General features: G+C 45.4%; 16 protein-coding genes and 1 pseudogene. 13 read left to right on the forward strand and 4 right to left on the reverse strand.

Annotation, left to right across the window (positions count from 1 at the left end; translation table 11 throughout):
• Window positions 1–102: 102 nt before the first annotated feature.
• Window positions 103–2,106, reverse strand: a complete 2,004-nt coding sequence (locus ACWGOO_RS09020; RefSeq protein WP_452482628.1) for a methyl-accepting chemotaxis protein — start codon at window positions 2,104–2,106, stop codon at window positions 103–105.
• Between the two features lie 385 nt (window positions 2,107–2,491).
• A pseudogene (locus tag ACWGOO_RS09025) lies at window positions 2,492–4,603 on the reverse strand (thioredoxin domain-containing protein).
• 118 nt (window positions 4,604–4,721) lie between these two features.
• Between ACWGOO_RS09025 and ACWGOO_RS09030 the strand changes: the two are divergent.
• On the forward strand, window positions 4,722–4,883 hold the full coding sequence (locus tag ACWGOO_RS09030) for a hypothetical protein (protein ID WP_452482630.1): 162 nt from the start codon (window positions 4,722–4,724) through the stop codon (window positions 4,881–4,883).
• Between the two features lie 496 nt (window positions 4,884–5,379).
• Here ACWGOO_RS09030 and ACWGOO_RS09035 read toward each other — a convergent pair whose 3' ends face one another.
• Together ACWGOO_RS09035 and ACWGOO_RS09040 are read right to left on the reverse strand one after the other, a co-directional pair.
• Window positions 5,380–5,892, reverse strand: coding sequence for a hypothetical protein (locus tag ACWGOO_RS09035; RefSeq protein ID WP_452482632.1), 513 nt, complete (start codon window positions 5,890–5,892; stop codon window positions 5,380–5,382).
• 525 nt (window positions 5,893–6,417) lie between these two features.
• On the reverse strand, window positions 6,418–7,038 hold the full coding sequence (locus tag ACWGOO_RS09040; protein ID WP_452482634.1) for a class I SAM-dependent methyltransferase: 621 nt from the start codon (window positions 7,036–7,038) through the stop codon (window positions 6,418–6,420).
• Between the two features lie 606 nt (window positions 7,039–7,644).
• On the opposite strand from ACWGOO_RS09040, the gene ACWGOO_RS09045 reads away from it, so the two are divergent.
• The 12 genes from ACWGOO_RS09045 to ACWGOO_RS09100 all read left to right on the forward strand — a co-directional run bounded on the left by ACWGOO_RS09045 (window position 7,645) and on the right by ACWGOO_RS09100 (window position 18,214).
• Window positions 7,645–8,010 carry a DUF2294 domain-containing protein gene (locus tag ACWGOO_RS09045; RefSeq protein ID WP_452482636.1) on the forward strand — a complete coding sequence of 122 codons (366 nt, stop codon included), beginning with the start codon at window positions 7,645–7,647 and terminating at the stop codon, window positions 8,008–8,010.
• Window positions 8,011–8,138: 128 nt separating this feature from the next.
• Window positions 8,139–10,301, forward strand: coding sequence for a formate dehydrogenase subunit alpha (fdhF, locus tag ACWGOO_RS09050; RefSeq protein WP_452482638.1), 2,163 nt, complete (start codon window positions 8,139–8,141; stop codon window positions 10,299–10,301).
• A complete protein-coding gene (locus ACWGOO_RS09055) occupies window positions 10,298–10,948 on the forward strand; it encodes a 4Fe-4S dicluster domain-containing protein (protein WP_452482640.1) in 651 nt (216 codons plus the stop codon). Before fdhF ends, ACWGOO_RS09055 begins: the two co-directional genes overlap by 4 nt.
• Window positions 10,949–10,981: 33 nt before the next feature.
• Window positions 10,982–12,487, forward strand: a complete 1,506-nt coding sequence (locus ACWGOO_RS09060; protein ID WP_452482642.1) for a [FeFe] hydrogenase, group A — start codon at window positions 10,982–10,984, stop codon at window positions 12,485–12,487.
• A gap of 181 nt (window positions 12,488–12,668) precedes the next feature.
• The gene (locus tag ACWGOO_RS09065) at window positions 12,669–13,259 is read left to right on the forward strand and encodes a 4Fe-4S dicluster domain-containing protein (protein ID WP_452482644.1); all 591 of its coding nucleotides are present in this window, start codon (window positions 12,669–12,671) and stop codon (window positions 13,257–13,259) included.
• A 1-nt stretch (window position 13,260) separates the two neighbouring features.
• A complete protein-coding gene (locus ACWGOO_RS09070) occupies window positions 13,261–13,398 on the forward strand; it encodes a hypothetical protein (RefSeq protein WP_452482646.1) in 138 nt (45 codons plus the stop codon).
• 39 nt (window positions 13,399–13,437) lie between these two features.
• Window positions 13,438–14,691: a [FeFe] hydrogenase H-cluster maturation GTPase HydF gene (gene hydF, locus ACWGOO_RS09075; protein WP_452482648.1), complete on the forward strand. Its 1,254-nt coding sequence runs from the start codon at window positions 13,438–13,440 to the stop codon at window positions 14,689–14,691.
• A gap of 222 nt (window positions 14,692–14,913) precedes the next feature.
• Entirely contained in the window at window positions 14,914–15,036 is a 123-nt protein-coding gene (locus tag ACWGOO_RS09080) for a hypothetical protein (protein WP_452482650.1), read from the forward strand.
• A gap of 106 nt (window positions 15,037–15,142) precedes the next feature.
• Window positions 15,143–15,775 (forward strand): tyrosine-type recombinase/integrase, encoded by a 633-nt coding sequence (locus tag ACWGOO_RS09085; RefSeq protein WP_452482652.1) that lies wholly within the window; start codon window positions 15,143–15,145, stop codon window positions 15,773–15,775.
• Complete coding sequence (locus ACWGOO_RS09090) at window positions 15,759–16,832, forward strand: hypothetical protein (protein WP_452482654.1); 1,074 nt, start codon at window positions 15,759–15,761, stop codon at window positions 16,830–16,832. Before ACWGOO_RS09085 ends, ACWGOO_RS09090 begins: the two co-directional genes overlap by 17 nt.
• A 17-nt stretch (window positions 16,833–16,849) precedes the next feature.
• On the forward strand, window positions 16,850–17,830 hold the full coding sequence (locus tag ACWGOO_RS09095; protein WP_452482656.1) for a tyrosine-type recombinase/integrase: 981 nt from the start codon (window positions 16,850–16,852) through the stop codon (window positions 17,828–17,830).
• A 3-nt stretch (window positions 17,831–17,833) separates the two neighbouring features.
• Window positions 17,834–18,214 carry a DUF6262 family protein gene (locus ACWGOO_RS09100; protein WP_452482658.1) on the forward strand — a complete coding sequence of 127 codons (381 nt, stop codon included), beginning with the start codon at window positions 17,834–17,836 and terminating at the stop codon, window positions 18,212–18,214.
• The last annotated feature ends 40 nt before the right edge of the window (window positions 18,215–18,254 follow it).

An 18,254-nucleotide genomic window follows, 5' to 3' on the forward strand; every position in this document is an offset into this window, starting at 1 on the left:
GGGAAAACGCAAAAAGCACAGGACAGGTTCCTTATGCCATAGGGCTTAAAGACCTGTCCTGTGCTTACATTGTACTATAAATTTCATGCATAGCAAGTTTGCTTAGTATTTAAATTGACTAATCATTGCTTTCAAATCAACGGCCATACTTGAAAGCAGCTGTGCAGAAGAAGATATTTCCTCCATGGATGCCATCTGCTCCTGAGAGGAAGCTGCGACTTCCTCAGATGTGGCAGCATTGCCGGTTGCAATCGTGGCAAGCTCATTAGCTGTCGCTGCAATTTCCTGAACACTGGCTGATATCTGCTGTGCTATGGCAGCTACTTCTTCCACTTGAGGCGTCGTCTCGCGAATGCCTTCCATTGCCTGATTCAGCTTAACGACGGTAGCTTTTGAAATTTGTAATCCGTCTTGTACCTCAGTTGAAACTTTGCCCATGGTCTCGGCCGTAGATTCCGTTTGATTCTGAATTTCGGCAATTAATGTTGAAATCCGTTTGGCGGACTGCTGTGACTGCTCTGCAAGCTTGCGTACCTCATCAGCAACGACGGCAAAACCTTTACCATGGTCGCCTGCTCTAGCCGCTTCAATGGCCGCATTCAAGGCCAGCAGATTGGTTTGACTGGAAATATCACTAATCACATTTGTAATTTCACCAATTTCATGAGAACGGACTAACAGCGCTTGAATCATCTGGTTAGATTGCTCTACCGATTCGTGAATGGAATGCATTTGCTCCCCTGTCTGCTCGACGGATTTCCGCCCTTCCTCGGCTTGTAGGGTGGATTGTCGGGCCAAATCAGCTACCGTGACAGAACGATCGGCAATTTGAGTGACTCCCAGTACAATTTCATCAAGGGCTGCTGAATTATTTTCCAAACCAATGGTCTGCTTCTCCGCACCACTAGCGATTTCTTGGACGGCCATGGTCACCTGCTCACTGGCTGCGCTCGTTTGTTCAGCACTGATCGTCAGCTCATTCGATGATCGGGCTACATGATCCGCACTGTTTCCTACATTTTGAATGACAGAGTGTAAGTTTTGCTGCATGTTTCGGAAGGCGAGTCCCAGTTCTCCGATTTCATCATGAGTGGATACTTGGATTTCTTGTGTCAGATCGCCTTTGCTCACACTCACAGCCTGCTCCTTCAGTTTCAAGATAGGCTTGATGATCGAGCGAATCAGGAAAAAGACAATGAGAATACCGAACACCAGACATCCGGCTATCGTGAATAGCGTACGAATCAGAATCGGACGTACCGCATCATCCACCTCGGATAAAAATAAAGTACCGCCAATCTTCCAGCCTGTCAGCTTGTTGGTTGCAAAATTCATGTACTTGGTTTGACCTTCAAACTCATACTCGTATTCACCAGCATCTGACTTAAATATTGGTGATTCAATATCGGAGATTTTGGTACCTGGTGCGATGGTAGGATGCACAATATATGTACGATTGCTGTCTAAAAGTATCCCATACCCTGCATGTCCTACCTTGATTTTGTTCAGTGTATCTTTAATCGTGCTGATCTTCAGGTCAATACCAATAACCCCTGATCCATCTGTTGTGGCTCTGGATACGGTTACAGTCATTTGATGCGTTCCTGCCGAGAGATAAGGCGCACTAATAGCCGCCGTGTTCTTATTACCTATGGCTTTCTCGTACCAGGGTCTGGTTCTGGGATCATAGGTATCCAATAATTGCTGCGGCGGATAGGTCGCAAATTTACCATCTTTCGTGCCATAGTAAATATAGTCCGTCTCAGGATGGAGCGCTGAGTATTGCTTGAAAAATTGCTCCAATACGACCGTTTGATCCTTCGTTTCCAAAAGAGTGCCTGCAAGCATTTTGGCGAAATAATCTGCGTCATGTGTTTTGGGTTTTATGGTGCTATCAATAGCAAAATTGGTACGGTTAATCGCTTGCTGAGCACTACCTTGAATCTGACTTCTAATCTGCTGACTGGCACTCGTAAATGACAATGCCCCGACAATAACAGACGGTATGATCAGAAAAGCAATAAAAGCAACCATCAACTTCGTTTTAAAGTTTTTACTGAATACCCTTCCTACGAGCCATTCTATCTTTCCCCAAAATTTGTTCATTGCTTAACCTCTCTCCGTTTCATCTTCTGAATTTCCTGCTTCCTGTGAACCGCCTCGCTCTGCCCCCAACATACTCTTTTCCCCGATCATCTTCTGCCAAAAAATGCTTGGACACTAAAATAGGCATAAATCCGATCATTCTAGGTATATATACCTATATTTCAATGACAACGAGATTAATTGGAATCGGTTATATAATATAATATACCTAAAAATTCTTAAATATAATACACTGAATTTATTGATAAAATGTTATTTTAAAGTGTGTTTTACTTATAAATATACATAAATAATCCCCTTGGGGGAGGCACAACATAGGTCTTTTCTCTCGAAAAACACTATGTGTTCGCTACCCCCGAGGGGATCATAACCACTTTTATTCAGTTCAATCCAGCAAGGCTTTCAACTCTTCAAGGCTTGTGACAGGCGCTTGACAGGCAAAATGTTCACACACATATACCGCTGGTTTGCCATCCACAAGAGTGTAATCACGGATATATGGAACCGTCTCTGCAATCTCTGGCTGTCCTTCATCCTTTAAAATAATCACTGTATGGGGTCTGAATCCAACTCGAACCGCCCGAATGAACTGTACGGTCTGCGGATCATCCCTATGGCCCACAATCACAATCTCCTTCGTCGTACCCGTTGCATACAACAACGAACTGAGCAACGCCGAATAGCCTGTGGGGTAATGAGTAACCATACCGCCGAAAGCCTTGAATTGCTTCGCTGCGTAGCCCTCCAATCGGGATTCACCCGTCAGCCGTGCCAATCGCATAAAATTATGAGCCGCAATACTGTTACCCGACGGAATGGCCCCGTCATAAATTTCTTTGGGCTTGGCGATCAACTGCTCGCTATCTGACCCGTAAAAGAATAATCCGTCCCGTTCCTTATCCCAGAACAAATCGATCATATCCTGATTGAGCGCCAGCGCCCTTTGCAAATATTGTACATCAAAGGTCGCCTGGTACAGCTCAATCAAGCCCCACACATAAAAAGCATAGTCATCTACATAGCCGGGATAAGCTGCATCCCCGTCCCGATAACGTGCCAGGAGCCGTCCGTCTTCCCGTCTCAGATGATTCCATAAGAACGACTCTGCCTTCTGGGCCTGCTCTGTATATCTGGTATCTCCAAAAGCCTGCCCCCCCTTCGCCAAAGCAGCAATCATCAACCCGTTCCACGAGGTCAAAATCTTGTCATCCTTGTGAGGATGAACCCGTTCTTCCCTGGCAGCAAACAGCTTGGCTCGCAACTCACTGACCCGATGCTCCAATTCCTGTTCGGTCAAGTCATGCTTGATCCCGTAGGCTTCCAGATTGATATCAATCAGGTTCGGGATGTTATGTCCTTCGAAATTGCCGTAAGGTGTAATCCCGTACAAATCGTTAAAAAAGATGGTATCCTTATCGCCCAGTACAGCCCTTACCTCAGATTCGTCCCAGACATAGAATTTACCCTCTTCTCCTTCGGAATCCGCATCCTCCGCCGAATAAAAACCCCCTCCTGCATCTGTCATGTCCCTTGCGATATATGTAAAGATTTGTTCCGTAATCCGTCGGTACAGCTCCTTGCCCGTCACCTGCCAAGCCTCTGTATAAGCAATGGCCAGCAGAGCGTTGTCATACAGCATTTTTTCAAAATGCGGCACCAGCCACTTCTCATCCACTGAGTACCGCGAGAATCCCATGCCAACATGGTCGTAGATTCCACCCCGATACATCGCATTCAGCGTCTTCTCTGCCATTTCCAGTGCCTGTTGACTTCCCGTATGCTGTACATATCGTAGCAAAAAAGATAAGTTATGCGGAGAAGGGAACTTGGGTGCTTCTCCGAAGCCGCCATATTCCTTATCGAAGGTGTGGCTGTATTGATGGAAAGCTTTATTCAAGCTCTGTTCATCCAGTTCACCGCGATAACCCGCAAGCATGTCCTGCCGCTCATGCTCGGTAAGCACCTGCTCACTCAGCTCCACCAGCTCTTCAGGCTGTTCTTTCCACCGGGTACCCACCTTGTCCAGCAGCTCCACCAGACCGACACGGCCAAACTTTTGCTCCTTGGGCAAATACGTACCCGCAAAAAAAGGTTTCTGATCCGGCGTCATCAAAATCGTCAGCGGCCAACCTCCATGCCCGGTCATCGTCTGACAGATGGACATATAAATATGATCCACATCCGGGCGTTCCTCTCGATCCACCTTAATGGATACATAATCCCGGTTTAATATCTCCGCAACCTCTTCATCCTCGAATGATTCTCTTTCCATTACATGACACCAATGACAAGTTCTTAAATTATACCTATGTTAGCCCGAAGGCTAACTATAGCCTATACTTAAAAATACAGGCTTGCCCTCTCTTGTAGCTTTAGAAAAGGCTTCAGGACTCCATGAGAGCCAGTTTACAGGGTTATGGGCATGTTGTAATAGGTACGGACTTCTTTCGCTTATAAGGCTGTTTGTATGCTTGTGCTTAACTGTTTCATCACGCATCGCAAATCACTCCATCCATAAAAATTAGGGAGTCAATTAAGACTCCCTTATAGTTTACCCAATTTTATAAAATTCCTCCGCTTATCGGGTATATCGCTAGGAAGGAAAGCTCAATCTCTTGGAAAACGCCGCACTGCTGCTGTGTTGGAAAGAGGGGGAAGGTTTTGACCCCAAACCCATGAAGGCTTGTCTAAGCACGGATGTTTCACTGACAAATGAAGAAATTCTAAGCTACTACAGCAAACGTTGGGTGATTGAAACGTACTTTCGAACCTGGTAGTGATCCGCTAAGGCCATTGACCGTTACTTGACCCTACTGATGTTTGCTCCGATGTGCTGCATCTATGATGGCAAAGGAAGCTTGATCAATGGGTTACATCACTACCGCTTACAGAAAAAACAGGACATGATTGAATATCTACGACCAAGCTCAATTCGGGGCTACATTAGCCCAATAAAAACGCAACTCAGAGCGGCATAGGGATACTGTCAGCTTTTTCAGCTTCCAAATTATCGAAGTGATTATTGGCAAGTACAGTTACTAGAGAGGAATGACAAGGCCATTTTATTGATTATCGAAAATGGTCGTCAAAGAACAAGAACCGGACAATATCGCAACATGTATCACAAAAGGATGCACCCATTGTTGTATGCTTCGGGTTCGAGTTGAGGTCGTTGCAAAGCATACATATTCCTGATTTCGGGCTTTCTTCATGAATATCACCCCAAACAAAAAAAAAGCGAGCCTCATTGGCTCGCTTTTCCAGCAATTATATCTAAAAATTCTTATTAGTACTAGTCCGAACTCCGAGCTTTCCAGACATGGAACCAGAACCACTACTTAAACTAACATAAAATTTCCCTGAAGACCATGCCCTGCTTGAATTTAATACTTTATCGAATGTTTTACCAGGTTTTACTGTTCCACTGTACTTTTCCGCACCAGATACACTTCCCTGATTCACAGTAAAAGTTATAGTAGTGTTTCCTGTGTTTCTTATATATAATCTTACATATCCATATCCTCCTTTAATGTCAAAATCAGCAGAATCATTAAATCCAGCTACTGGACGATCGACAATTTGTCCATCAGTAGCTTGTGGAGTAATGACATGATCCCCTGTTGTTGGTGTAGTCACACCAGTCGATGTGTTTGCAGATTTGGAAACTGCTGCTGAGTTAGTTGTAGCCAGTGCAACATCGGTCGTAGTTGCTGCAGAAGCAGTTAATGGAACTGCAAGAGCTAAAGACAAAACGGATAATACAGAAGCTTTTTTGATGTTTTTCATGTTCAAAAACCCTCTTCCTTTTAATTTTTTGTACCTGCGTACTTTATCAATCAAATTGATTATGTAAAAAATCTATTTATGCCTTCCTGATCAATAAAGTTTTTTACAGGTAGTTGTATTAAGTTGCATTATAAGTATTTTATTGTAATTTTTCAACAAAAATTTCGGACAATCCTACCCATCTATCATGAGGCACGTTGCGGAATTGAACCGCGCAAGGGTTCTGACCAGACTGTTCATGTTTCCGCTGGTTAACTGGTACCTTGCAGGAATCGCTGAGCTATCAGCCTTTAGTGTCCAAGTGTCATCCTACGTTGTAGCGTCTCTCTTCCGCCACCACATTCAAAACAACAGAAGAAATCAAAAAGGCCGGCACATTGGCCGACCTCATTACCGAAGCATTAGCGCCTCGATTCCTCTTATTTGATTTTCCATGATACAAATTTATCACATGAAAAGTCCAGTAACGGGCTATAAACCAGCCATTTTCCGTTCATTAAATAATCATTGATATAGAAAAATTTTCTATTTCCTCTCCAGTATTATTTTCCGATACATTCCATTAAATAAAACAGACAAATTTTCTTTTATGTATATTTGATTCATATGCGGTTCCAGGATAGAGTTTAAATTCCGACCAATATCCGTTCCTAATACAGCTATGATTGGACGAAGTAATCTTATACCTATAGAAGGTTTTTTTCCTTCGGGCATAAATTTATCAAAAATTAGGATTGTTCCCTTTTCCTTTGTAACACGAATAATTTCACTAATACACTGATGTTCATCTGGAACAACGGAAAGAATAAGATTGGCAACAACCAGGTCGAATGAACCATTAGGGAATAATAAATGCTGAGCATCCATTTCTAAAAATTCAATGTTTTTCTGCCCGTCTACTTTATCAATAGCTCTAGCTAGCATTGCGGAGGATATATCTATCGCTGTTATTTCTAAGTCTTGCCCTTTTAAGAACTCCAAATCTGCCCCAGTACCAACGCCGACAAACAAAACTTTTTGTCTTTTACTCAAAGAAAGATTGTCGAATACTCTTTTCCTTGCGTTGAAAAAAATACCCGAATTAAAAAAACGATCGTATAACGGAGCGCCTACTTTATAAATTAATTTGTTCCATTTATTGTTCATGTCTTCCTCCAACATTCAAATAATTATTTGACTGTTATCAGTATAATTATAGAATAACATTCAAACAATAGTTAATTGCTTAAACGAAGTGAAAATAACGAAAGATAAAGACGTAACTGGAATGAAGTAAGTACCGAGATAGCCGTAGACAATCCAGATTTTCTTCATCAGTTTGCATTTCATTACAAGAACAAGCAAACCACTCAAGAAATAAGATAATTTTAAGTAAGGTTATTGACAGACCAGAAAAAGTACTTAAAAGTGACGCAAATAGTTACCCTTGAGAATGGAAGACAAGCGTCAGGCCCCCCTTTTAAGTTTCAGCCCAAACCATAATCAATCATCACAGACAAAATTTATACTTCTTCTCCCTACCTCATTCCCCCAAATATCGTCCAATCCAACCTAATCTATGCAAAATTATGGCGCAGTGTAATGAATTTCACATCTTTCCGGGGCAACCTGTTCTACCATAGAGGGGTGATACGCCGTGCTGGGCAGACCACTTTGGGCGGAACGGGTGGGTTCTGTTGCAAATTAGCTACACAGGATGTCCGGCATGCGCGGCAAGTACGCCTTTATTTTGATTCGAAGCGGAGTGTCCATATGTTGAATACCGAATGGGAATACCGTGAGCGCATAAGGAAGCTAGCCGTATGCATTGTTAAGCATTACCGGGGAAAAGGACCGGATAACGTCAAAGTTTCACTGGATTCGCCGCTTCAGATTACGGTAGAAATTCGAGGCACCTTGTCCAACCTGTCCGAAATTCTCGTTCATGAAGGGGCTGAGGACAAGGTCAGGGAATATTGGAATGTCCTTCGTCCTTATCTGGAAAAGGAGTTTATGAACGAAGCCGAAAAAACGCTTGGCAGTCCCTTCACTTACACTTGGGAGATCTGCCCCTCCGTCCATGGAGACGGACATATTATCATTACTCTTGAACTACAACACATACACCGGTTGGATTAGCGGGAAGGAGATTGTCTCCTCGCTCGCGGATAAGCCAGTACAGGATGCAGCGTAAAGCGGCATTTTTGTATTGGCTTTTTTCATGTTACGAGTTTCATCTATTTCATATAAAAAGAGGTGCTGCACACATGGCAGACAAGGTATTAACGGTATGTCCCTACTGCGGAAGTGGTTGCCAGCTTAATTTACTGGTAGACAAGGGACAGGTAATTGGCGCAGAGCCGGCTAATGGTCGTACAAATGAAGGAACACTGTGTCTGAAAGGACACTATGGATGGGATTTTCTGAATGACCCGCAGATTCTGACTGCACGCTTGCGCAAGCCCATGATTCGCAAAAATGGCATCATGGAGGAAGTGGAGTGGGAGGAAGCCATTCAATATACTGCCGAACGGCTGTCAGCAATTAAGGAAAAATACGGACCCGACTCCATTATGGGGACAGGCTCCGCACGCGGACCGGGAAACGAAGCTAATTATGTCATGCAAAAGTTCATGCGGGCGGTCATTGGTACGAACAATATTGACCATTGTGCTCGTGTATGCCACGGCCCTTCTGTGGCAGGTTTGACATACTCACTCGGGGATGGGGCCATGTCCAACTCTATTCCTGAAATTGAACATTCGGATCTCCTTTTCGTGTTTGGATATAATGCACCTGAAACGCATCCGATCGTCGCAAGACGCATTGTAGCTGCCAAGCAAAGAGGTGCCAAAATTATTGTATGCGATCCGCGCATGACTGAAACCGCACGTATTTCAGATATGTGGCTACCGCTAAAAGGCGGTTCGAACATGGCTTTGGTGAATGCTTTTGGTCATGTGCTTGTACATGAAGGACTGTATGACAAACGATATGTGGAAGCAAACACAGAAGGCTTTGCCGAATACGTAGAAAGCATTAAAAAATATACGCCCGAATATGCGGAAGGCATTACGGGGGTCAAGGCGGCTGACATTCGGACGGCTATGAGGGAATATGCAAAGGCCCCTACCGCTACGATCCTGTATGGGATGGGTGTATGCCAATTTTCACAGGCCGTTGACGTAGTAAAGGGGCTCGCTTCCCTTGCATTGTTAACCGGAAATCTGGGCAAGCCGAATGTGGGCATCGGACCTGTACGGGGACAAAACAATGTACAGGGCTCCTGCGACATGGGCGCATTGCCGAATGTGTATCCAGGCTACCAGGATGTAACGGACACCGCGGCTCGCAAAAAGTTCGAAAAAGCATGGGGTGTCGAGCTGCCGCGTAAAAAAGGATATCCCCTTACAGAGGTACCGCACCTCATCCTGAAGGAGAACAAGCTGAAAGCTTATTATATTTTCGGCGAGGACCCTGTACAAAGTGATCCGAACGCCGCAGAGTTACGTGAAGCGCTAGACCAATTGGAATTTGTCGTGGTGCAGGATATATTCATGAACAAAACGGCGCTGCACGCCGATGTCATCCTCCCTTCTACTGCCTGGGGTGAGCATGACGGTGTATATTCTTCGGCAGACCGGGGCTTTCAGCGCATCCGTAAGGCCGTCGAGCCGCAGGGTGATGTAAAGCCGGACTGGGCCATTATTAGCGAAGTTGCTACCGCCATGGGCTACCCTATGCCGTATGCAAACACAGAAGAAATTTGGGATGAAATGCGCAGCCTCTGCCCGTTATTCGCTGGTGCCAGCTACCGAAAAATGGAGGATCAAGGCGGCGTGCAATGGCCCTGTCCTACAGAGGATCATCCAGGTACACCGTATCTGTATAAGGGCAATCAATTTTCCACGCCTAGTGGCAAAGGCCGATTATTCGCCTGCGAATGGCGTCCGCCACAAGAACAGCCGGATGCAAAATACCCACTTGTCTTATCTACAGTTCGTGAGGTAGGCCATTACTCGGTGCGTACCATGACTGGCAATTGCCGTGCGCTACGCCAGTTGTCTGATGAGCCTGGCTTTATTCAGATTAGCCCGGAAGACGGAGCAGATCTGAACATTCTGGATGGCGAAATTGTTGCCATATCCTCCCGTCGTGGACGCATCATGGCAAGGGCACAAATCAGTGACCGCGTGCAACAAGGTGCGACCTACATGACCTATCACTGGTGGGTTGGAGCATGTAACGAGTTGACCGCCGATTTTCTGGACCCGGTATCTAAAACACCTGAATTAAAATACTGTGCCATCCGGCTGGAAAGGATTGCCGACCAAGCGCAGGCCGAACGTGATGTACATGAATCGTACCAACGGATTCGCAGACAAATGAACGTCCAGGAAGCCGTTTTAGCTGATAAGGTGACGAGATGAGCGGCACGCGGAACATGCTGCACAGTCCGGCAAATACCCGGTCAGCTTTGAGGAGTAGAATGGGAGCAGCCAATAGAACAAACGCTGTCGCTTCTTCCTTTGTGGTTGCAGATGCCGGACATTGCATCGGCTGCAAAGCGTGCGAGCTGGCCTGCTTCGCGGTCCACGGACAGAGTAACAACGTGGGCGCTTCTATTGGAACTGTCAACGTGCCGGTGGTACCCAAGGTGTATGTGGTGCGTAGCGGAAGCACATATGTGCCAATTCAATGTCGACATTGTGAAAATGCGCCCTGCGCACATGCCTGTCCAGTTCAGGCCATTCGACAGGAGAACGGTGTGGTCATGATTGACGAGGAGCTGTGCATCGGCTGTACCTCTTGTGTTTTGGCCTGTCCTTTCGGGGCCATTGAGGTATCTACCGTCTACCGGGAAGGACGAGTCATGACGCAACCCGGCTTAACCGACCGTGCCGATCACAAGGCTCTCCCCCGGACCGCCGCAGGCAAATGCGACCTGTGCGCAAACACAAACGGAGGACAGCCTGCCTGTGTAGAAGCCTGTCCCAATGATGTACTACGGCTGGCTATAGTCAAGTCGGATCCGCTTCCCGAGCGGCGGCGGGAAGTCTTCTTCCCGAGCCTGTAAGGCCAAAATCAGCCGCAGAAAGGTAGAAAAAAGATGTCCATAACAACTAACAATGCCTCTTCGGCTCCTTGTATGGAGACGACGGATAACACCAACCCCATTATTCATATTGATCCCAGTATGTGTACCGGGTGCAGACGCTGTGCAGGGGTTTGTCCAGTAGATGCCATAGAAGGACAGCCCGGAGAGCCGCAAACCGTGAATGCAGACCGCTGCGTGATCTGTGGCCAATGTGTACAAATATGCAGCGTATACGCATCCGATTGGGCAGATTCATCCCCACAGGAAGCCGCCAGCAGACGACAGGAACGTTTGCGTGAGCGCGATATGCCTGCTGACATCGGAGAACCGTTATTCGCTGCCTATTATAGCGGTAGCCTGAATAAGGTAACCGGCATGATGACGAAACCGGGACAGTTTCGGATCGTTCAATGTGCTCCAGCCATTCGTGTTTCAATCGCGGAGGAATTTGGTATGCCATTTGGTACGCTCACCCCAGGTAAAATGGCTGCGGCTCTACGCCGTCTTGGCTTTGATCGGGTATATGACACCAACTTTGGAGCTGATGTCACCATTATGGAGGAAGGCACCGAGCTGATTCGTCGTGTAACCGAAGGTGGGCCGCTACCGATGTTTACCTCCTGCTGTCCGGCATGGGTTCGGTTCGCCGAGATTGAATATCCCGATCTGTTGGACCATTTATCCAGTTGCAAATCCCCTATGCAAATGCTAGGATCGCTGGTCAAAACCTATGGTGCCCAACTGGACGAGGTGGAACCTGCGAACATTTATAGCGTTGCGATCATGCCTTGTACCTGCAAGCAATTCGAATGTGATCGTCCTGAAATGGAATCCAACGGCTACCGTGACGTGGATGAGGTACTGACAACGCGTGAACTGGCATACTGGATCAAGCAGCGCGGCATTGATTTTATGAATCTGCCTGATGAAGAGTTCGATTCACCGTTAGGACAATATTCAGGAGCGGGCACTATTTTTGGTGTGACCGGAGGCGTTATGGAAGCTGCCATCCGTACAGGCTACGAGCTGCTGACGAATGAAAAGCTATCGAAACTCCAACTGGATTTTGTACGCGGTGAGGAAGGCATTCGAGTCGCTGAGGTTCAGGTGGGAGAGTTGCAACTCAAGGTGGCGGTCGTCGCGGGGTTGCAACATGCCCATCGACTGCTGAATCGTGTGCAAGCGGGCGAATGTGATTATCATTTTATTGAGGTAATGGGCTGTCCTGCCGGATGTATTAGCGGAGGCGGTCAACCCAAGCTCATGCTGGAAAAACACCGGATTGAAGCTTACCGTGCACGCAAATCCTCTATTTATGGACATGATGCGGGGCTTCAGGTGCGAAAATCGCATGAAAATCCTCACATTATTAAGCTGTACGATGAATTTTTAGGTGAGCCACTTGGTCATGTATCGCATCATCTGCTGCACACGACCTTCCAAAAGCGCGGACCAGGTAAGCAAAGCCGTAGCTGTTATGCTCCCGCTAAAGAGAATACAGGTAACTCCATTCATTAGCACGTTAAGTTAAAAGGGTGAACCATGGCGGCATCCTGCCTCTCCATGCTTAATAAGAGGCTACTGAGTCCTATCCGTGTTCATCCTGTGCTCATCATGTTCTGCACCAACAAACACTGCATTTTTAAAAATTTTCATACTTTATCCATTTTTGTCGTAAGTTAGAGAGGAGTCGAGTTGTATGAACCGTTTTGTTTTAGCTGATCCGAATCAGTGTATCGGTTGTCGTACCTGTGAAATCGCATGTGTCATCGCACATTCAGCAGGTAACCCTTTTATCTCGCCGGATGATGAGTTTCATTTTCACCCACGTCTGAAGGTCATCAAATCTATTGGGGTCACTGCCCCTGTCCAATGCCGTCACTGTGAGGATGCCCCCTGCGCCAACGCTTGTCCGAATGGCTCGATTACGAACGCGGACGGCTGTATTCTCATTAACAGCGAGAGCTGTATCGGTTGTAAAACCTGTATGATCGCCTGCCCTTACGGTGCTATTACCATGGTACCCGAATATCGGGACGGGCAGCCTGTAGTTCAGGATGGACTGTACACGAATGTGTCAGGACGTTTGCAGCCCAAAGAGCGAATGATTGCCAGCAAATGTGATCTGTGTGAAGGCATAGAGGGTGGTCCCGCCTGCATTGGAAAATGCCCAACACGTGCCCTCAAGCTGGTTGAGCCGGATCTGGTTCAGGCTCGTGTTGAGGAAAAACGAGCTGCGAGCGCACGCCAGTTACTGCATATGACGCGCATTCCCACAACGGGTCTATGACATGACCGAAGCCTTTCCTCTGCAAAAGGATACGCGAACCGAGCGGGATGCGCTAGGGGAAATGGAGATCCCCGCCAATGCCTGTTACGGCATTCATACCGCTCGCGCATTGAGCAATTGTGCCATCCCTATACAGTAACCAAGCCCGGGATTCCGGGGCAGGAAGAAGGAATTCACGATGGGAATGAATGATACCCCCCGTAGTAACAGACCGCATATCGCCCTGCTCGGTCGCCGCAACGCTGGCAAATCCAGCATTCTGAATACCCTGACCGGCCAGCCCGCCGCCGTGGTATCTCCCGTAGGAGGAACGACCACAGACCCAGTCTTCAAGCCGATGGAGCTGCTGCCTGCTGGCCCCATTGTTCTGGTGGATACCGCCGGACTGGACGATGAGGGTGAGATCGGGGCGCTGCGCCGCAACAAAACGCTAGAAATATTAAATAGCACGGATCTGGCGCTGCTAATCATCGACGCTACTGTTGGGGTTAGCGCATTTGAACATGGGCTAATCGAAAAGCTACGTGCCAAGAAGATTCCCGTCATTGGTGTATTAAACAAAACAGATATCCTTGCAGATACAGAGAAAATAACCGCAACGCTAGGGGCTGAACTGGATTTATCCCTGATTCCTTTCAGTGCCTCTAACCTATGGGGAGACGCGGAACTGAAAAAGGCCATCATGGATGCCCTTCCCCAAAACGAGGATCGTTTCCGTATCGTCGGTGATCTGCTGTCGCCCGGCGATTTTGTCGTGCTGGTCGTTCCAATCGACAAAGCTGCGCCAAAAGGCCGACTGATTCTGCCACAGCAGCAGACGATCCGCGATACGTTAGAGAACGATGCCATCGCCGTAGTGACCAAAGAACATGAGCTGCGACTGACGTTGGAGCGACTGGGGCGCAAGCCCCGCTTGGTCATTACCGATTCACAGGCTTTTATGAAGGTAGCAGCTGATACTCCCAAGGATGTACCCCTGACCTCCTTTTCCATCCTGTTCGCCCGCCATAAAGGTGACCTTGACGAACTCGTACGAGGCGCAAGAGCCATTGACCGTCTCAAGGATGGTGACCGCGTACTCATTGCTGAAGCCTGCACGCACCAATGTCAGTCTGACGATATCGGTCGTGTGAAAATACCCCGTTGGCTCCGTCAAACGATAGGCAAACGTCTCATCATCGAGCACGCATCCGGTTCCAGCTTTCCTGCCGATCTGAGCGAATATGCCCTGGTTATTCACTGTGGGGCATGCATGCTCAATCGACGTACCATGCTTCACCGGATGGCAGAAACGGAAGCCGCCGGGGTACCCATAGTGAACTATGGTATTTTCATCGCCTATGTTCAGGGAGTCTTCCCTCGTGCCATCGAATGCTTCCCATCCGCTATGCTGGCATGGGAGCAAGCCGTTGGTGCTGGCAGCCATTCCTGAATCAAACGGATCATTAAAGCAACAGATTACGCTCCATACACTCAAAAGAAAATAAAGTTTTAGACTCGGTTAATTGTAGTAACGTAAATAGAGGATGGTTAGTTCAATATATGAGCTAATCTCCTCTATTTTTTGTTTAAAAGAATTATTAACTATGGCTTAAAAAATTAATATAAATTGTTTAATATATTGAGGATAAATGCTTTCGTTGGGAGTGGCGCTGTGAGAGTACAAGAAGTAATTCTTAATGATAATAAAAAGAGATATTTGTTGTTGGATGAGGTAGGTGTTCCAGTTGTTCCTGTGATGAAGTATTTAAAATACCTGGATCAGACAGGTATTTAGAGGTGGTCATAGTAAATATAAGGGATTCCTACATCATGTCAATGAAGGAAAACCGACGAATAAGAACGTTTTAAAGCTGAAAGAACCTAGAAGAAAACCTAGGGCTTTGCATAAGGAGGAGGTCGAACACATCTACGAGTCCACAACGAACATTCGTGATCGATTGTTGATTCAGCTGTTGTTTGAAACGGGACTACGTATCGGGGAAGCATTATCACTCTTCATGGAAGACTTCGTATTCGATCACAAGTATGGTCATCGAATACGTTTAACGGACCGCGGTGAATTGGAGAATGGAGCTAAACTCAAGACGGGTGAACGGGAATTGTTTGTTTCGCAGGGACTCATGGATTTATACGACTACTACCTATACAACGTGATTGATGATCTTGAAATCGATACGAATTTCGTATTTGTTAAACTACGGGGAAACCGAGTGGGACAACCGATGAATGACCGTGATGTACGCGCCTTATTTAAAGTGCTGCGTAAGAAAACGGGGATGCATATTCACCCTCACTTGCTGCGGCACACGCATGCAACAATATTCTACCGTCAAACGAAAGACATCAAACAAGTGCAAGAACGATTAGGCCACGCCAATATTCAAACAACTATGAACATGTATGTCCATCCATCGGAAGAAGATATTCGTGAGAATTGGGAAAAAGCTCAGCATGCATTTCAGCTTGGCAATATACAACCAGAGGAGATAACTGACAGTGGTGTTACAGAATAAAAGACAAGTCAATGCGATTAGGTTGCATTATAATCGGGTTGAACAAGAGATTTCCAGCTATCAAGAGAGGTTAGTTCATGATGATGGATCTGTGTCATTTCACAAAGTTGAGGACCCCTATTTCTTGACTGAAAATACTTGGACTGTAGAAATAATAGGTTCAATAGCTAATTTTCAGGATCAGCGAAACAAATATAATCGATCTAATAGAAATATTCGGTTCGAGTTCCATAACCCGTTTGTTAATCTTGAAATGAAGTATGTGGTGTTCCATAAATTATTTAATGATGAATGGTCTTTTTCAAGCTTATTTGGAACTAATTTCACTAACATAAACCGGCTCACAAGATTTCTTAATGAAAAACATCCTCGACTAGAATCTTTGCTAGATTTGAATATTGATAAGGCAGACCGGGAATGGTTGTTCTGGTTGGAGAATCAAAATATCCGTACAAAAACTATAAAGAAACATGAGGTGTACGGAGAACAAATAGTCAAATGTTCAATTACACACTTTTTAAGACATATGCACTTTACTATATCTCAACTAACTGATACTCGTGAGGAATGGGATAAAGATCGTTGGGACATCCGAACTTTGTATGCTACATATGGGATTAATTACAATAAGTCACAATCACAATATTTTGTTGACTTCTCGAAAATAAGAAACCCTTCAATGCGGAGTAATGTTAAAGGATATTTAAAGCAACGTCTTTTAAACAAAAACAATTTCACATGGTCTACTGCAGTAGTCTATATGTATGTTATTCCTGAGTTCTTAAACTTCATTTGCACCTTGGAGCCTTTATGGACTGGCTTGAAAGATCTACAAAGAAGCCATACTTTAAAATATATTGAATGGCTCCACCAAAGTGCAAACAAGCTTGAAAAACGTAATTCAAACCCTGAATCTTACATTAAATACAATCTATCTGCCGTTAGTAAGTTTTTAGATGACATTCAGCGTTATGAATATGACATTGCCCCGAAGACAGACCTAAACGTAAAAAGAAACCCTACGATCAAATTGATTACATACCGGAGTATGTATTAGAACAACTTTTTGCTAACTTGAATCATTTGCATCCAGAGGTCCAACCTTTGGTATGGATAGCATTCAAGACTGGTTTGCGTATCTCAGATGTATTGGGATTAACACAAGATTGTTTGTTAAGAATCAATGGAAAATACTACATTGAAACTGATATTGAAAAGACTTTTGTGAAGGGTCATCGTATTCCAATCGATGACGAATTAGCTAATATGTTAGCAGCTTTAATAAAAAAATCAATTGAGAACAGCAATGAGGACAACAATCCAGAAAGATACATCTTTATTCGATTTCGTGGTTCGAGAAAAGGCAAACCTTATTCCCAATTATGGGTTGGAGAGAAAATGAACTGCCTAGCAAGAAATGTGAACATCACTGATGAAAGCGGAAACGTATTCTACTTTAAAACTCATCAATTTCGTCACACCTATGCTATCAAGATGCTCAATGGCGGAGCAGATATATTAATCGTTCAGGAGTTATTGGCGCATGCTTCTCCTGAGATGACAATGCGCTATGCCAAACTTCTGGATAATACTAAGCGCAAAGCCTTTGAAACAGTTGTCAAACAAGGCGTATTTAGCTTTGATATGAATGGGAAAATCCATGAGATCCATAAGGATGAGGAAATCCCATACGATATCCTGGAAACGCTCTGGCGTGATCAGAAGCTAAATGCGATCGATAATCCCTACGGCTCCTGTCGGGCCCGTGTAAATGGTAATTGTCCATACGCGGAAGACCCCCCCTGTTTAACTTGTAACGGAGGCAGCCCTTGTAAAGACTTAGCTGTAGGCCTCTCTGATATGGACGTACCTAAGTACGAAATTCATATTCAATCCACCTCAAAAATGATAGAAGTTGCCAAACAATACGGCCGCGACGAAATTGCGGAGAAAAACCAAAAGAACCTTGATCGTCTGACCAGCATCTATGAGACGATCAAGAAAGGCAACATCGTCTATGGGCGAATGGAGCGTATCAAAGAAAGCAAGGTGTAAAACATGTCTGATTACGATCGCAGAGCGCATTTAAAGCAGGTTCATGAGGCTCGCAAAACAAAGACCATACAAAGAGTGGACGAGTCGATTAGACGGCTTGTAAAAGCCAAAGAGGGCATCAATTTTAATAGTGTAGCAACTGATTCTGGCTTAAGCAAAGCAACCCTCTATAACAATCCTGAGATACGTATGCGCATTGAATCGCTTCGTCAGCAGCAAGCTCAAGTGCCGACACCAAAACAAATTAAGCGAGAAATGGATGAAAACAACAAGGACGCCATCATTGCGTCGTTAAAACGAAAGATGAAGAAGCTCGAAGAAGAAAATAAAAAGTTGCGAGAACAACTTAAGTTTTCCTATGCGGAGGTCTATCAAAAGATTTGAGGGAATGTCTGTTACCTTATTCAGCTAACGGGCAGATTTG

Source organism: Paenibacillus sp. NPDC055715 (genome assembly GCF_053617595.1).

Coding starts and splice junctions, on each gene's coding strand:
- ACWGOO_RS09020 (WP_452482628.1), bottom strand. CDS start 2,106: ATGAACAAATTTTGGGGAAAGATAGAATGGCTCGTAGGAAGGGTATTC.
- ACWGOO_RS09035 (WP_452482632.1), bottom strand. CDS start 5,892: ATGAAAAACATCAAAAAAGCTTCTGTATTATCCGTTTTGTCTTTAGCT.
- ACWGOO_RS09040 (WP_452482634.1), bottom strand. CDS start 7,038: ATGAACAATAAATGGAACAAATTAATTTATAAAGTAGGCGCTCCGTTA.
- ACWGOO_RS09045 (WP_452482636.1), top strand. CDS start 7,645: ATGTTGAATACCGAATGGGAATACCGTGAGCGCATAAGGAAGCTAGCC.
- fdhF (WP_452482638.1), top strand. CDS start 8,139: ATGGCAGACAAGGTATTAACGGTATGTCCCTACTGCGGAAGTGGTTGC.
- ACWGOO_RS09055 (WP_452482640.1), top strand. CDS start 10,298: ATGAGCGGCACGCGGAACATGCTGCACAGTCCGGCAAATACCCGGTCA.
- ACWGOO_RS09060 (WP_452482642.1), top strand. CDS start 10,982: ATGTCCATAACAACTAACAATGCCTCTTCGGCTCCTTGTATGGAGACG.
- ACWGOO_RS09065 (WP_452482644.1), top strand. CDS start 12,669: ATGAACCGTTTTGTTTTAGCTGATCCGAATCAGTGTATCGGTTGTCGT.
- ACWGOO_RS09070 (WP_452482646.1), top strand. CDS start 13,261: ATGACCGAAGCCTTTCCTCTGCAAAAGGATACGCGAACCGAGCGGGAT.
- hydF (WP_452482648.1), top strand. CDS start 13,438: ATGGGAATGAATGATACCCCCCGTAGTAACAGACCGCATATCGCCCTG.
- ACWGOO_RS09100 (WP_452482658.1), top strand. CDS start 17,834: ATGTCTGATTACGATCGCAGAGCGCATTTAAAGCAGGTTCATGAGGCT.